This window comes from Microcoleus sp. A2-C3, assembly GCF_036706065.1.
Lineage (GTDB): Bacteria > Cyanobacteriota > Cyanobacteriia > Cyanobacteriales > Microcoleaceae > Microcoleus.
The window spans coordinates 69,200-83,555 of record NZ_JAUBVX010000006.1 but is presented as its reverse complement, the minus strand read 5'-3'; the positions used below and the strand labels follow the sequence as shown (position 1 = coordinate 83,555).

At 45.1% G+C, this 14,356-nt stretch carries 14 protein-coding genes; 10 read left to right on the top strand and 4 right to left on the bottom strand.

Features of this window, described 5'->3' with window-relative positions; translation table 11 throughout:
* Window positions 1–392 precede the first annotated feature (392 nt).
* Both QUB66_RS05710 and QUB66_RS05705 read left to right on the top strand, forming a co-directional pair.
* Window positions 393–575 carry a hypothetical protein gene (locus QUB66_RS05710; RefSeq protein ID WP_332966784.1) on the top strand — a complete coding sequence of 61 codons (183 nt, stop codon included), beginning with the start codon at window positions 393–395 and terminating at the stop codon, window positions 573–575.
* Window positions 575–949, top strand: a complete 375-nt coding sequence (locus QUB66_RS05705) for a signal peptidase I (protein ID WP_265235456.1) — start codon at window positions 575–577, stop codon at window positions 947–949. Before QUB66_RS05710 ends, QUB66_RS05705 begins: the two co-directional genes overlap by 1 nt.
* On the opposite strand, the gene galK is transcribed toward QUB66_RS05705, so the two are convergent.
* Entirely contained in the window at window positions 939–2,036 is a 1,098-nt protein-coding gene (gene galK / locus QUB66_RS05700; protein WP_332966752.1) for a galactokinase, read from the bottom strand. The genes QUB66_RS05705 and galK overlap by 11 nt on opposite strands.
* Window positions 2,037–2,233: 197 nt before the next feature.
* Here galK and rsmA point away from each other — a divergent pair, with 197 nt between their 5' ends.
* Entirely contained in the window at window positions 2,234–3,055 is an 822-nt protein-coding gene (gene rsmA, locus QUB66_RS05695; RefSeq protein ID WP_332966751.1) for a 16S rRNA (adenine(1518)-N(6)/adenine(1519)-N(6))-dimethyltransferase RsmA, read from the top strand.
* 158 nt (window positions 3,056–3,213) lie between these two features.
* Here rsmA and QUB66_RS05690 read toward each other — a convergent pair whose 3' ends face one another.
* Window positions 3,214–4,599: a sensor histidine kinase gene (locus tag QUB66_RS05690; protein WP_265235458.1), complete on the bottom strand. Its 1,386-nt coding sequence runs from the start codon at window positions 4,597–4,599 to the stop codon at window positions 3,214–3,216.
* Between the two features lie 90 nt (window positions 4,600–4,689).
* On the opposite strand from QUB66_RS05690, the gene ispE reads away from it, so the two are divergent.
* The 6 genes from ispE (at window position 4,690) to QUB66_RS05660 (ending at window position 8,965) form a co-directional block, all read left to right on the top strand.
* On the top strand, window positions 4,690–5,667 hold the full coding sequence (gene ispE / locus QUB66_RS05685; RefSeq protein WP_332966750.1) for a 4-(cytidine 5'-diphospho)-2-C-methyl-D-erythritol kinase: 978 nt from the start codon (window positions 4,690–4,692) through the stop codon (window positions 5,665–5,667).
* 150 nt (window positions 5,668–5,817) lie between these two features.
* Window positions 5,818–6,171: a DUF3082 domain-containing protein gene (locus QUB66_RS05680; protein ID WP_332966749.1), complete on the top strand. Its 354-nt coding sequence runs from the start codon at window positions 5,818–5,820 to the stop codon at window positions 6,169–6,171.
* A 61-nt stretch (window positions 6,172–6,232) separates the two neighbouring features.
* Window positions 6,233–6,859: a DUF488 domain-containing protein gene (locus QUB66_RS05675; RefSeq protein WP_265235461.1), complete on the top strand. Its 627-nt coding sequence runs from the start codon at window positions 6,233–6,235 to the stop codon at window positions 6,857–6,859.
* On the top strand, window positions 6,837–7,289 hold the full coding sequence (locus tag QUB66_RS05670; RefSeq protein ID WP_265235462.1) for a DUF488 domain-containing protein: 453 nt from the start codon (window positions 6,837–6,839) through the stop codon (window positions 7,287–7,289). Before QUB66_RS05675 ends, QUB66_RS05670 begins: the two co-directional genes overlap by 23 nt.
* Before the next feature lie 70 nt (window positions 7,290–7,359).
* On the top strand, window positions 7,360–8,031 hold the full coding sequence (locus QUB66_RS05665; RefSeq protein WP_332966748.1) for a dual OB domain-containing protein: 672 nt from the start codon (window positions 7,360–7,362) through the stop codon (window positions 8,029–8,031).
* A gap of 196 nt (window positions 8,032–8,227) precedes the next feature.
* A complete protein-coding gene (locus tag QUB66_RS05660; protein ID WP_332966747.1) occupies window positions 8,228–8,965 on the top strand; it encodes a hypothetical protein in 738 nt (245 codons plus the stop codon).
* 66 nt (window positions 8,966–9,031) lie between these two features.
* Here the strand turns inward: QUB66_RS05660 and QUB66_RS05655 are convergent, their stop codons facing one another.
* Window positions 9,032–9,703 (bottom strand): Uma2 family endonuclease, encoded by a 672-nt coding sequence (locus QUB66_RS05655; protein ID WP_332966746.1) that lies wholly within the window; start codon window positions 9,701–9,703, stop codon window positions 9,032–9,034.
* 171 nt (window positions 9,704–9,874) lie between these two features.
* Window positions 9,875–10,441, bottom strand: a complete 567-nt coding sequence (locus QUB66_RS05650) for a type II toxin-antitoxin system Phd/YefM family antitoxin (RefSeq protein WP_332966745.1) — start codon at window positions 10,439–10,441, stop codon at window positions 9,875–9,877.
* Between the two features lie 88 nt (window positions 10,442–10,529).
* Between QUB66_RS05650 and metH the strand changes: the two genes are divergently transcribed.
* Window positions 10,530–14,081: a methionine synthase gene (gene metH, locus QUB66_RS05645; protein WP_332966744.1), complete on the top strand. Its 3,552-nt coding sequence runs from the start codon at window positions 10,530–10,532 to the stop codon at window positions 14,079–14,081.
* Window positions 14,082–14,356: the final 275 nt, after the last annotated feature.

Below are 14,356 nucleotides of genomic sequence, written 5' to 3'. Positions count from 1 at the left end.
CGCCACTACTATATTTTTTGGCAAAAAATCTCGTCAATAAACTCTGATATTTTATGAAAAACAGGAGCATCAACGATGATTAACTCAATTTACTTGCAGTAGTAGAATCGGCTGTGACTGACACAGCATTAGGAAATTGGCAAAAGCCGCTAGTGATGTTTGTTTGCAATATGTTAAGCTGTTGCACATTTAAATTGTATATTCGGGGCGGGCAGGATGCCCACCCCACAAAACTTTGATTATTTTTTGACACACAATTTAAAAGCAGAACAGCTTAACCTTGCTATAGCAATCCTAAATCATTATCCTTACCGCGAACATAAATGTGATTTCCCCAAAATCCATCTGTAGGGACTAAGGCCAAGCCGTGTCCCTACAGAAAATCATTTAGGATTGCTATAGTTCTGAGCCGCAGGATTTGGCATCCTCACATCGGCCCGAAAATGCCTTTGCCTTTCCCAGCTTTGTTCAACAATGTTAGCGTACCCGCATTTCTGGCTTGCATGAGCGCGGGTCATTTGCTGGGAACGTTAACGATTTTGTCGCTGGTATTTATTTTTGAGATTGTTAGCTGATGCCGTCTGAAGTTATTTTTGGAAATGCGGGGGCTGAAGGTGCAAGTCGCGGCGGGTGGTTTGCAGGTAACTTTATAACGCCGGAAGATGATGCGCGATCGACTTCTGCGTTAGAGGTAAAATGGGGCGTTCATCTCGCCGGAGATTGTAGGACTCAGTGGGCGGTAAATGCGGCAGCAACTACGCTTTCTATTCTGGTAAAAGGGCGGTTTCGGTTGCAATTTCCAGAGCAAGAAATCTTGCTGTGTTGTGAAGGAGATTATGCTCTCTGGCTGCCGGGAGTGGCTCATTATTGGTCGGCCGAGGAGGATTCGGTTATAGTGACTGTGCGCTGGCCTTCGGTGTCGGGTGATAGTTCTGCTATTAAGAATTAACTGGAACTTCGGGAACCAAAACGCGGCCACTATAACCCGCGCGGTGGTGGCGATCGATCACCTCTGATGCAATAACATCCGCTTTCCCACTCTTAACCAGCGCTACGCAAGCACCACCAAAACCTCCGCCCGTCAGCCTCGCGCCGAAGACTCCGGGGATTGACTGCAAGATGGCCGCCAAGGCGTCTACTGCCGGCACCGAAACTTCGTAGTCGTCGCGCTGGCTGGCGTGGGAAGAATTCATTAACTCGCCGAAACGCTCTGCTGGTAAGGATTTTACTGCTTCGAGCACGCGGTTGTTTTCGGTGACGACGTGGCGCGATCGCCTTTTGAGGGGTTCCGGCAATACTTCCACTTCTTTGGGATCGGTGATATCCCTGAGAGCTTTAACACCCAATATCCGGGCGGATTCCTCGCACTCAGCGCGTCGTTGGTTGTAGCCACTTCCGGCTGCTAGGTTGTGGCTTTCACCGCTGTCAATTACTAAAATTTCTGTGCCTGTGGGAAAAGGTACCGGGCGGTATTCGAGGCTGCGGGTGTCGATAAATAACATGGTGTTGGTGTCTGCTAAAATCGACGCCATTTGATCCATGATGCCGCAGTTAACGCCGGCATATCGAATTTCGGCTAGCTGTCCGATTTGAGCCAGCCGCACGTCGTCTAGGGGGAGGTTGAGCAGCGCGCGGATTCCTCTGAGGGTGGCTATTTCTAAAGCGGCGCTGCTGGACAAACCGGCTCCGATCGGCACATTTGAGGTAATGTAGAGATTTATTGGCGGTATTTTGTATCCTTCTTTTTCTAAAATTCTGATGCAGCCGCAGATATAAGTGACGAATTTTTGCGGTATGGTATCGTCGTCTGAAAAATTTATGAGTTCGTCATATTCTGCTGAATAAAAATGGTGTCGGGCATCGCTGCTGAAACCGATTTGTACTGTGGTGCGCTGGGGAATCGCAGTCGGAAGTACAAATCCGTCGTTGTAGTCTGTGTGTTCGCCCAGCATATTTACTCTTCCGGGCGCGCTGGCTTGGGTTTGGGGTAATGTACCAAATACTCGTTGGAAGTTCATTTTTGGGGAATTAGTCATTGGTCATTGCGAATTGCGAATTGCGAATTGCGAATTGCGAATTTGTAAACTTTTTTTTGATCGTTGACGCTTTTATAGTGCCCAAGTTTTTAGCTGAATTCAACCCCTGTTTACAAAAATAAACATGAGTGTAAGTTGGGGGAAAATATGAGGTTGTGATAGAATGAAGGGCTAAGATTTCTCCAAAAATTCAAAAAATGCGATCGACCAGACCCCGGAAACAGTTTGCTCAACATTGGCTCAAAAGTGAGAAAGCCTTAGATAAGATTGTCAAAGCAGCGAGTTTGGAGGGCGATCGCGTCCTGGAAATCGGGCCGGGTACTGGGATTCTGACTCGGCGCTTGCTGCCTGCGGCTGAGTCTGTTGTTGCTGCGGAGATCGATCGAGATTTGTGCCTAAAACTAGCCAAGCAACTAGGCAAAATTGACAACTTTTTATTGCTACAAGGCGATTTCCTGGAAATGGACTTAGAGGCTGAACTAATAGCCTTTCCCAAATTCCAGAATCCCAATAAAGTTGTTGCCAACATTCCCTATAATATCACCGGCCCCATCCTGCAAAAACTGCTGGGAACGATATCTGTGCCTGCTCCTAAACCCTTCGATTCGATCGTGCTGTTAGTGCAGAAAGAAGTCGCCCAAAGACTTTACGCTAAACCTGGTTCTACAGCTTTTGGCGCTTTGTCGGTGCGGGTACAATATTTAGCAGAATGTGAGTTAATTTGCGATGTGCCTTCTAGAGATTTTTATCCGCCTCCAAAAGTCGATTCTGCGGTGGTGCGGCTGCTTCCCAGACAGATAGAAACTGCGGCGGTTAATCCGCGCTATTTGGAGACTTTACTGAAGTTGGGATTTGGCAGCAAGCGCAAAATGCTGCGAAATAATTTGAAAGGATCTGTCGATTTAGATAAACTCGTTCAATTGTTAGAAAATTTACAGATAAATCCTCAATCTCGCGCTGAAGATTTAAGCGTGGCGCAATGGGTAAATTTGAGCAATAATTTGTTTTCGGATGACTAATGACCAATGACGTTAGACGTTGGACGGAAAGCGAGCGGGGACGCTCGCACTAATAACCAATAACCAATAACCAATGACTAATGACTAATGACTAATGACTACTGACTACTGACTAATGACTACTGACTAATGACTACTGACTGTTAATTGTTCAATGATTATTTAACGCTAATCGGAATTTTAATAATAAATTCCGTACCCAGTCCTGGCGCTGAAATACACTGCAATTCTCCTTTGTGTCTTTCGGTAATAATTTGATAGCAGATAGACAAACCCAGTCCCGTACCTTTACCTACAGGTTTGGTTGTAAAAAAAGGATCGAATATCTGCTCGACTACCTCCTCAGCGATGCCTGATCCATTGTCAAGAATTCTGATTTCTACCCATTTCTCGTCTACAACTCTGGTAGAAATTTTGAGGACTTTGAGATTAGTTTCACGGGCCATTTTATGGTTTTCGCTATCTTCCTCTAAAGCATCAATAGCGTTATTCAATATATTTATAAATACCTGATTTAGCTGTCCGGGATAGCACTCGACTTTCAGTAAATTGCCGTAATCTTTGATGATTTCAATGGGGGGATAACCGGGTTTGGGATTCAGGCGGTTTTGCAACATCATCAGGGTGCTGTCAATACCTTCGTGAATGTCCGCTAATTTCATGTCGGCTTCGTCCAGCCTCGAAAAAGTCCGCAGCGACTTGACAATATCGCGGATTCTGTCCGCCCCTGTTTTCATGGAAGATAAGATTTTTGGCAAGTCTACTCGGATAAAATCTAAATCAAGAGACTGGAGTTTTTCTTTGACTCCCGGTAAGGGATTTGGATAATGCTGTTCGTAGATATCGGCCATTTCCAGGAGATTATTCGCATACTCGCCAGCGGGAGTCAGATTGCCGTAAATGAAGTTGACTGGATTGTTAATTTCGTGGGCGACACCAGCTACTACTTGCCCCAAAGATGACATTTTTTCGCTTTGAATTAGCTTGGCTTGAGTCTGCTGCAATTCTAACAAAGTTTGTTCTAGCTGTAGAGTTTGTTGTTTTAATTCTATGGTGCGTTCCTCAACTCTAATTTCTAGCTCGTCTTTGGATTTTTTTAGTGCTATTTCTGCTGATAGGCGCTCGCATATTTCTGCTTCGAGGAGGCTGTTTGCTAGTGCTAGCTGGGCGGGACTGGGAAGGGCTAGGGCTTGAGGGATTAAGTTTACTAAAAGTATGGCTGTAGTGAAGGAAATAGTGGCGGTAATTGCTTTCATGGTTCCTGAAAGCCAATAGGTAGGATGCCAAAGCGTCCAGACTTCAAAGATGTGAGTGATCCCGCAGGCGACGATAAAGGCTCCAAACATGGCAAAAATCCAGTCAAAGGGCAAATCTTTGCGTTTGGAAATAAAATAAATCAGTGTAATGGGGATCGAGAAATACGCCAGTGCAATGATCGAATCTGAGGCTACGTGAAGCCAGACTAACTTGGTCTGCCACAGATAGCAGTGCCCGTGAGGAATAAATGACCCGGAACTAAAAAAAGTTTTCCACATTTCCTGCATAATATTTCCTTTGAGTTGTGAGAAAATGGACTCTGACTTGTGTCAATTAATTTCAACCAGGGGTTTCTTTCACCTGCGGCTTAATCACCTATGCGCTCATATTCTCTCCTAGCTTCAGCAAAAATCAATCTGTATTTGGAAATAATAGGCGATCGCCCCGACGGATATCACGAACTGGCGATGGTTCTTCAAAGCATAGATTTGGCCGATCGAATTGACTTGCGCGCGATCGGTACAGACACAATCCGCGTGCGCTGCGATCACCCGCAAGTCCCGCCCGATAAGAATAATCTAGCTTACCGGGCGGCGGATTTGTTGGCGCAGCAATTCCCCGATGCTTTGGCGAAATACGGCGGAGTCGAGATTGCGATTCACAAGCAGATTCCGGTGGCTGCTGGGCTCGCCGGCGGTTCTGCAAATGCGGCCGCAGTTTTAGTCGGGATGGACTTACTGTGGCAATTGGGACTCACTCAATCAGAGTTGCAAGAGTTGGGGGGAACTTTGGGTTCGGATGTGCCTTTTTGCATTGCTGGAGGTACGGCTTTGGCAACTGGCCGCGGAGATAAACTGTCGCCGCTGCCGGATTTGGGCGGTTTTTATGTGGTGCTGGCGAAGTTCCGCAATCTCAGTATTTCTACGGCATGGTCGTATCAAACTTATCGCCAGCAGTTCAGTAGTTCCTATTGTGCGTCGGAGGATTTGGAGTGTCGTCGGGAACGGCTGCATTCGGGGCCGATGGTGGGGGCGATCGCCCAAAAAGATCGATCAAAAATTGGTAAATTATTGCACAACGATTTAGAAAAAGTTGCTTTACCCGTGTATCCGCAGGTGTTGCAATTGCGAGAAGCATTTGAGTCGGCGGGGGTTTTGGGCGCGATGATGTCGGGTTCCGGGCCGACGGTGTTTGCACTCTGTGAGTCTCAAGAGCAGGCTCAGCAGGTTCTGGAACGGGTGAAAACTGCGATCGCCTCTCCAGATTTGGATTTTTGGGTGGCAAAGTTTAGCAATACTGGGATTCGGATTTTTTCTGAGGAAAATGATGTAAAAGCGCCGATTCCCACGGTGTAACTGGCAGATTGTGCGATCGGTCGAGTTCAATCTAACTTTGCGCAGAGTCTATTGAGCTCGCAGAACTGATAAAATGACATGAAACACGGATTTTATTCTTGGTGAATTAAGCCGAGATCTAAAATCTAAAATCTAACATCTCAAATTGCAATGACTGATTTAACTAATCCAAGTTCTACTTCTCAATCTCTAAGTTCGGCTGGGGATAAAACACCCGCATCTGCTTCGCCGCCGACGGTTTTGCGGTGCGTGACTGGTTCGCTAATGGCGGGCGGATTTGCGGTGGCTTTGTACGCCCTAACTTTGTCGGTAGCCCAAACTTTTGCTAACAAGCCGATTCATTCAGACAATGTGACTGTGATTAATATTGCGGCGGCTGTGCGAACTTTAGTCATGGGAATTGTCGCTTTGGGTGGAGGTGTTTTTGCTTTTGCGTCTGTGGGTCTGATGCTGCTAGCTTTGCAACTTTTGATTCAAAAGTTGGTGAAAAAAACCACAGCTTGAAACCATAGGGCTGCACAAACTCTCGTCTGCAAAGCAAAGACTGAATAGTAAGGTCAAAGCAATGGAATTATTTACGATCGGGCACTCCAATCTGAGTATTGAAGCGTTTATTTTGCTACTGCAACAACACGGAATTACAGCGGTTGCGGACGTGCGATCGCATCCTTTCAGCCGCTATTTACCTCATTTCAATAAATCCGAAATTACAGATTCCTTGTCTGCTGCTGGGATTCAATATGTTTTTTTGGGACAAGAGTTGGGCGCGAGACCAGAAGATTTAAGCTGTTACGATACTAGCGGTAAAGCTTTGTACGATCGCATAGCAGCCACTCCTCTATTTTCTGCCGGAATTCAGCGCTTGCTCAAAGGCGCAGCCAGTTATAAAATCAGTTTAATGTGTGCGGAAAAAGACCCGATTACTTGTCACCGCACTATTTTAGTGTGCCACAAAGTCAAAGAATTTAATTTGCAGATTAATCATATTCTGTCCGATGGCAATTTAGAATCGCACCAGGATTTAGAAGCCAGACTTTTGAAAAATTTTAACAAAGGTAAAAAAAATAATGAGCCAATTCAGTTAAGTTTGTTTGAATTAGAGCCTCAAATTAAAGATGAAATAGTTGATTTGGAAACAGCTTATTATCGTCACGGATTAGCAATCGCTTATGTCACAAAAGAAAGCAATTAATTTATTTACCATTGGTTTTACTCAAAAAAGTGCTGAGCAGTTTTTTGATACTTTGATGAAAGCGGGAGTCCGCAGGGTGATAGATACGCGGCTGAATAATGTGTCGCAGTTGGCGGGTTTTGCTAAGCGGAAAGATTTAGAGTATTTTTTGCGGACAATTGGCAATATTGAGTATGTGCATATTCTGGATTTAGCCCCGACTCAAGAGATTTTGGATGATTATAAAAAGAAAAAGGGAGATTGGGATGTTTATGAACAGCAGTTTTTGCAGTTGATTCGCGATCGACAAATTGAGCAAAAAATTTCGCAGGATCTTCTAGACTGTGCGTGTCTGCTTTGTAGCGAACCAAAACCTCACAACTGTCACCGCCGTTTAGTTGCTGAATATCTCAGCAATAAGTGGCAAAATGTCAAGATTAGTCATCTTTGAATTGCATAGCTGGTGCGCAGTGTGCGCCATACATAGAGGAATCAATCTAAAATCTAACATCTAACATCTCATGACTCGGATAATTTGCCTTGCTAATTCTTGGAAACACGGCGACAGGTGCATCGCTGGAATTAATGAAGTTAATGGTAACTGGGTACGTCCAATTTCCGACTTACCAGACGGCCAAATTCCTAAAGAAATACGGCAGATAAATAGACTGGAACCGGCATTATTAGATGTGATAGACATTCCTTTGGCAAAAACGGGGCCGGACTTTGGTTTCGAGTGCGAAAATCTGTCTATTTTGCCGGGAAAATGGCAGCACGTTGGGAAGATTTCGTCAGCGTCTTTGCTGAAATATTTCCGTGATCAGGCATACATTTTGCATAATGATTTGCGATTTGTGACGGTGAATTATATGCAGTCTTTGCCAAGGGAAAACCGCCAAAGTTTACAATTAATAAAAGCAGTTAAATTTACCGTAAAAATGGTCAGCCAAAGATTTGAAGGTGGGAATAAATGGGAAGGATCTGTTGTTACGGCATACAATCAAAAATTAACGGCAACAATTACTGATCCGGTGTTTACTAGAAGGTTGGATTTGGGCTATCGCCCGGAAAAAGCTTGTTTGATAACAGTCAGTTTAAGTATGCCTTGGCGGCCTGATGGTTGGGAAGGGGATGACCCTTGTTGGAAGTTGATTGCGGGTGTGATCGAGTTGGAGGAAGATATTATTTATTAATGTTAGCTGGCGTTTTGATTGAAATGGCGATCGATTCTTGATTTTTGATTAATTTGAGCAGCAATTCTTGACATTTCATACATTTGAAAGTAGGTAGGGCGATCGGCGCGCACCATAGGTTTAGAGATTTTGTTCGAGTTTTAACGTTGTTCGTGGTATAATTCTGCGGGACTGTAGCAGAAAGGGGTGCTTTTTTATGAAAGCAGAATTTTATTATGATTGTCACAAATATATTTGCAGTTTAGTTCAAGTAGATTTTGTCAAAGAATTAAAAATCAAAAATTATCAAGGTTTTGTGTTGGCTGTTAAGCAAGGTGAAAAGATTGGGCTTTTGGGAAAAAGTCGCCATAATGCTAAACAAGTTGATGTTTCTAAGCCGCATTTTTATAATGTGGTTAAAGCGGCAATGAGCGCTTTGGAATTAGAAACTAGAAATGAGGTGATATTAGAGAGAAATCGCACGATTGCTGATGGTGAAGAAATGATTCAGCAGCAAAACCGAGAAATTCGCGTTCTTAATGAACAGATTAGAATTCAAGGGAGTCAGATTGAGCAGTTGTCAAGGGAAAATCAGCAGTTAGCAATGCAGTTAGTAGAGAAGGAAATCAGAGAAACAGAAATTAATCAAGAAATTGAGGAAGATTTAGTGGTGGCGGGAATTGAGGATGGGATTGGAGAAGCTGAGATTAGTCAAGAAATCGATGAATTGCCGATTCAAGATTCTGGGTTAGGAGTGCAGTTAATTGAAAATCAGCAGGATTTAGAGGAGATTGAGCAAGAGGAAGCAATCAGCGGCGGCGATGTTGATCTTGTTGATTTGGAAATCTTAGAAGCAGTAGAAGAATATCCTGCAAAAGTGGAATTTCAAGGAGGCGAAACTGAGATTCAGCGAGTGCCCAAAAAAGCTTCACAGAGAAGGATGAGAAAGAAATAATGAGATTTTTTATTTAGATCGCGGCAAGGTGCGGTGTGCATCGCCCTACAAGAGGAAAATAATCTTTTATGCGTCGCGATGTTGTAAAATTTCTCTAATTCTTGTCCGAAATAGACGCACGGCTGATCTTTGTCCGATCGCCCTGCTTTGTTCGATAAATTCGGGTATTTCTGCGATCGGCAAAAATGGAAAAACTACACTTTGAGCAACAGTCTCGTATTTGCCATCTACAAGTTGATAAACTTCTAGAGTTTGGCGGCGATATCTCCAAATTTCTGGAACGCCCAAAGCGGCATAAATTGCGAATTTGTTGAGAGAAGAATTGGTGTAATCCGACTCTACAGCCAAATCCGGGGGTGGATCGGTTTCCAAGTCAATATCTCTACTTCTGACTAAAGCTTCATTCTGGATGTAGAAACAGGTATCTGGTTCGATCGCACTTTTCAACTCTTCCCTTTCCAGTAACAGCGCGCCAAGCTGCATTGCCTCAATTTCTAACTCGTCTGCTATGGCGTTCACGAAGTACGCTAGCATGATTATAGGTTGTTCGTGTTCTTGGTACGGCATTCTGATTTCTAATACTCCATTGTCATAGGCAATTCTCCACGCGCGATCGTCTCCGACATCAGCCAGCAACGCCTGAAAAGTTTGCCAGCTAACGCCTTTTAAAACAACTTTTGACTCGTGGATAATTTGCTCTTGTACGGGAGGAGACGGAGTTATTGTTGGCGCGTTCATCTTGCGATTCCTCATTGGTTTTGCGATTAAAGGCGAACAAACTTATAGATTTTATAGACAACCGTGTTAGGAAAAAAAGAAGTGTTGTTTACTATTTTGTCAGGTGCGTCGCTATTAAATTGTCGATCTGATGCGACGTGTTTTCTATGGCGACACACCCTACGAATAGTATTATGATAGCATTTTCAATCGGGCTTTCTCAGCCATCAGGTAGTCCGGCACCCAAAATCGATCGATAGACATGAGAATAGCTACAGATATGAAAATATCAATATTCTCTCCCATTTCCTCAGTGGGCAGCAAACCAAATAATTCGTCAAATTCCTTGACATCTGCTAAGATATTATCAAGGTCTTCTACAAGTTCGTCCGGGTAAATGCAATGGATTGCTCCATCATCTTCATAATATGCTTCTTCGTCAGGAAAGAATTGTGAGGGTTTGAGATCTTGCATGAGATAATCTATCTTGTGAAATTCTGTTTCGGGAACGATCGCAGCTAGATCTTTTCCTGCTTGCTGTAAGATAATCCGATCGCCCTTTTGCATCACTCGTTTAATGATCGCGATCGCATTTTCGGCAAAATCCTCAACAGTTAAACGGAAAAACCCCTCGGAGTCGATCGCCAGTTTAGCCCCTACAGCCGCGCCCACAGCAGAATTTTGACAATTCTCCAGGGCGATCGGTAAAATCATAGGTGCGATCGAACTATTGTCAGCAGCATTAAATCCTTCAGTCATCAGCCGTTCCCCAAGATTCACATAACTGTTGAGAATATTGCACAATGGATAAAATTGTAAATATATAACCTACGTCTTTTTACCGCCGATGAATAGCAGATTTCTCGATCGACTCCACCACCCCTCGCGCCCCATCATCGTCTTCGACGGCGCAATGGGAACCAACCTGCAAGTCCAAAACCTCACCGCAGAAGACTTCGGCGGCAAAGAATACGAAGGCTGTAACGAATATCTCGTGCACACCAAACCGGAAGCCGTCGCCATCGTGCACAGAGGATTCCTCGAAGCAGGCGCTGATGTCATCGAAACAGACACCTTCGGCGCTGCTTCCATCGTGCTCGCCGAGTACGATTTAGCAGACAAAGCCTATTATCTCAACAAAACAGCCGCAGAACTCGCCAAGGGAATCGCCGCCGAATTTGACACGCCAGAAAAGCCGAGATTTGTTGCAGGATCGATCGGCCCAGGCACCAAATTGCCAACATTAGGACACATCGATTTTGACACACTCACCGCCGCTTTTGCCGAACAAGCAGAAGGACTTTATGACGGTGGCGTTGACTTATTTCTGGTCGAAACTTGTCAAGATGTGCTGCAAATTAAATCAGCATTAAATGCCATTGAAGAAGTATTTAAGAAAAAAGGTGCGCGGATTCCATTAATGGTATCAATCACAATGGAAGCCACCGGCACAATGTTAGTCGGTTCCGACATCAGCGCCGCTTTAGCTATTTTGCAGCCCTATCCCATAGATATTTTAGGCTTAAACTGCGCCACCGGGCCCGATCGCATGGCGGAACACGTCAAATACCTTTCCGAACATTCGCCCTTCGTAGTTTCCTGCATTCCCAACGCCGGTTTACCCGAAAACATCGGCGGCCACGCGCACTACAAACTAACGCCAATAGAATTAAAAATGGCCTTGATGCGCTTTGTCGAAGACTTAGGCGTGCAAGTCATCGGCGGCTGCTGCGGAACCCGCTACGATCACATCCAACAACTATCAGAAATTGGCGAAACTCTCACACCAAAAATCCGCGAATTTTCTTGGGAACCGGCCGCCGCTTCAATTTATAGCGCCCAACCCTACGAACAAGAAAATTCTTTCTTAATTGTCGGCGAAAAACTCAACGCCAGCGGTTCCAAAAAATGCCGCGATTTGCTGAATGCCGAAGATTGGGACGGTTTAGTAGCAATGGCTAGGGAACAAGTGCGAGAAGGCGCGCACATTCTTGATGTCAACGTTGATTATGTCGGGCGCGACGGCGTGCGCGACATGAAACAATTAGTTTCCCGCGTTGTGACTAATGCAACTCTGCCTTTAATGTTGGATTCCACCGAGTGGGAAAAAATGGAAGCTGGCTTGAAAGTTGCGGGTGGCAAATGTTTGCTTAATTCCACTAACTATGAAGATGGAGAACCGCGTTTTTATCAAGTTTTGGAGTTGGCAAAAAAATACGGGGCGGGGATAGTAATCGGGACAATTGATGAAGATGGGATGGCTAGAACTGCCGACCAAAAATTTGCGATCGCCCAACGCGCCTATAACGCCGCCGTCGCCTACGGAATTAGTGCCCACGAAATATTTTTTGACCCCTTAGCTTTGCCCATTTCCACGGGGATTGAAGAAGACCGAAAAAACGGCAAAGCTACCATCGATTCGATCCGCCGCATTCGCCAAGAATTGCCAGGATGTCACGTAATTTTGGGAGTTTCTAATATTTCCTTCGGTTTGAATCCGGCGGCGCGGCAAGTTTTGAATTCCATGTTTTTGCACGAAGCGATGCAGGCGGGGATGGATTCGGCTATTATCAGCGCTAATAAGATTTTGCCGATCGCCAAAATCGACCCCAAACACCAGGAAATCTGCCGTAAACTGATTTACGACGAACGGGAGTTTGACGGCGAAATTTGCATTTATGACCCCTTGGGCGACTTAACAACGGTGTTTGCTGGCAAAACCACCAAGCGCGATCGGACAGAAGACGCAAACCTCCCGGTCGAAGAACGCCTCAAGCAGCACATCATCGACGGCGAAAGAATTGGGCTCGACATCCAACTCGCCAAAGCATTAGAAACCTATCCGCCCCTGCAAATTATCAATACCTTCTTGCTAGACGGGATGAAAGTAGTAGGAGAATTGTTCGGTTCTGGACAAATGCAGCTACCGTTTGTATTGCAGTCAGCAGAAACCATGAAAGCGGCCGTTGCTTATTTAGAACCGTACATGGAAAAGTCGGAATCCGGCGACAATGCCAAAGGCACATTCCTGATTGCGACTGTTAAAGGCGACGTTCACGACATCGGCAAAAACTTGGTTGATATTATCCTATCAAACAACGGCTACCGAGTGATCAACTTGGGAATCAAACAGTCAGTTGATAACATCATCGAAGCCTACGAAAAGCACAAAGCCGATTGTATTGCGATGAGCGGTTTGCTGGTGAAATCCACCGCATTCATGAAGGAAAATTTGGCAGCCTTTAACGAGAAAGGAATTACCGTTCCTGTAATCTTGGGCGGTGCAGCTTTGACTCCCAAGTTTGTGCATGAAGACTGTCAAAATACCTACAAAGGTAAAGTTATATACGGCAAAGATGCGTTTTCTGACTTGCACTTTATGGAGAAACTGATGCCAGCCAAATCTGCTGGTAACTGGGAAGATTTGCAAGGATTTTTAGATGAAGTAGGGCAAGAAAGTAAGACAGTGAAAACCGCTAAAATTTCGGCAGAAACGGCTGTAGAAGATGTCAAAAAACCAGACATTGCGGTGGTGATTGATACCAGGCGTTCCGAAGCAGTTGACGCAAATATCGATCGCCCGAATCCTCCTTTTTGGGGTACAAAGCTATTGTCGCCAGAAGAAATTCCCTTTGAAGAGCTTTTCTGGCACTTAGATTTGCAAGCATTAGTTGCGGGACAGTGGCAATTCCGCAAGCCAAAAGACCAATCGCGGGAAGAATACGATGCTTTCTTGGCTGAGAAAGTTTATCCAATTTTGGAAGAATGGAAACACAAAATTATCACTGAAAAGTTACTGCATCCGCAAGCAATTTACGGATATTTTCCGTGTCAAGCTGAGGATAATTCCTTGCATCTGTACGATCCGGAAATTATGAGTAACGGGCAAGATTTATCGACACCCGCTGCGACATTGACATTTCCCCGCCAAAAATCGGCGCGCCGGCTGTGCATTGCCGACTTTTTCGCGCCGAAGGAATCGGGTAAAATCGATGTATTTCCGATGCAAGTGGCGACGGTGGGAGAAGTTGCTACGGAGTACGCGCAAAAGCTATTTGCTAACAATCAATATACTGATTATCTCTACTTCCACGGATTGGCGGTACAGACTGCCGAAGCGGTAGCAGAATGGACTCACGCGCGGATTCGCCGGGAATTGGGCTTTGGTAGCGAGGAACCGGACAATATTCGGGATATGCTAGCGCAGCGATATCGGGGTTCGCGCTACAGTTTCGGCTATCCTGCTTGTCCGAATATGGCGGATCAGTACAAGCAATTGGATTTGCTAAAGTGCGATCGTATAAACTTGCATATGGATGAAAGCGAACAGCTTTATCCAGAACAATCTACTACGGCAATTATCACCTATCACCCAGCGGCGAAATACTTCACTGCTTAATTTGTAGGGTGCGTGCGGAGTACAAAGGGGTGTCAACTTAACGTCAAATGTACTATCGATTTACTGTTTGGCGACTAGGCCAGATCCCCCCTAACCCCCCTTAAGAAGGGGGGAACCGGAAGATATCAAAGTCCCCCTTTTTAAGGGGGATTTAGGGGGATCTCCGAGGATTTTGGTTTTACACAGAGATGTGTGTACACGGTAGTTAAGAAGGGGGGAACCGGAAGATATCAAAGTCCCCCTTCTTAAGGGGAATTTAGGGGGATCTAGACTCA

What these genes read in the sequence shown, in the direction of transcription:
- QUB66_RS05705 (WP_265235456.1), top strand. Translation starts at nt 575, where the DNA reads ATGCCGTCTGAAGTTATTTTTGGAAATGCGGGGGCTGAAGGTGCAAGT.
- galK (WP_332966752.1), bottom strand. Translation starts at nt 2,036, where the DNA reads ATGACTAATTCCCCAAAAATGAACTTCCAACGAGTATTTGGTACATTA.
- rsmA (WP_332966751.1), top strand. Translation starts at nt 2,234, where the DNA reads ATGCGATCGACCAGACCCCGGAAACAGTTTGCTCAACATTGGCTCAAA.
- QUB66_RS05690 (WP_265235458.1), bottom strand. Translation starts at nt 4,599, where the DNA reads ATGCAGGAAATGTGGAAAACTTTTTTTAGTTCCGGGTCATTTATTCCT.
- ispE (WP_332966750.1), top strand. Translation starts at nt 4,690, where the DNA reads ATGCGCTCATATTCTCTCCTAGCTTCAGCAAAAATCAATCTGTATTTG.
- QUB66_RS05680 (WP_332966749.1), top strand. Translation starts at nt 5,818, where the DNA reads ATGACTGATTTAACTAATCCAAGTTCTACTTCTCAATCTCTAAGTTCG.
- QUB66_RS05675 (WP_265235461.1), top strand. Translation starts at nt 6,233, where the DNA reads ATGGAATTATTTACGATCGGGCACTCCAATCTGAGTATTGAAGCGTTT.
- QUB66_RS05670 (WP_265235462.1), top strand. Translation starts at nt 6,837, where the DNA reads ATGTCACAAAAGAAAGCAATTAATTTATTTACCATTGGTTTTACTCAA.
- QUB66_RS05665 (WP_332966748.1), top strand. Translation starts at nt 7,360, where the DNA reads ATGACTCGGATAATTTGCCTTGCTAATTCTTGGAAACACGGCGACAGG.
- QUB66_RS05660 (WP_332966747.1), top strand. Translation starts at nt 8,228, where the DNA reads ATGAAAGCAGAATTTTATTATGATTGTCACAAATATATTTGCAGTTTA.
- QUB66_RS05655 (WP_332966746.1), bottom strand. Translation starts at nt 9,703, where the DNA reads ATGAACGCGCCAACAATAACTCCGTCTCCTCCCGTACAAGAGCAAATT.
- QUB66_RS05650 (WP_332966745.1), bottom strand. Translation starts at nt 10,441, where the DNA reads ATGACTGAAGGATTTAATGCTGCTGACAATAGTTCGATCGCACCTATG.
- metH (WP_332966744.1), top strand. Translation starts at nt 10,530, where the DNA reads ATGAATAGCAGATTTCTCGATCGACTCCACCACCCCTCGCGCCCCATC.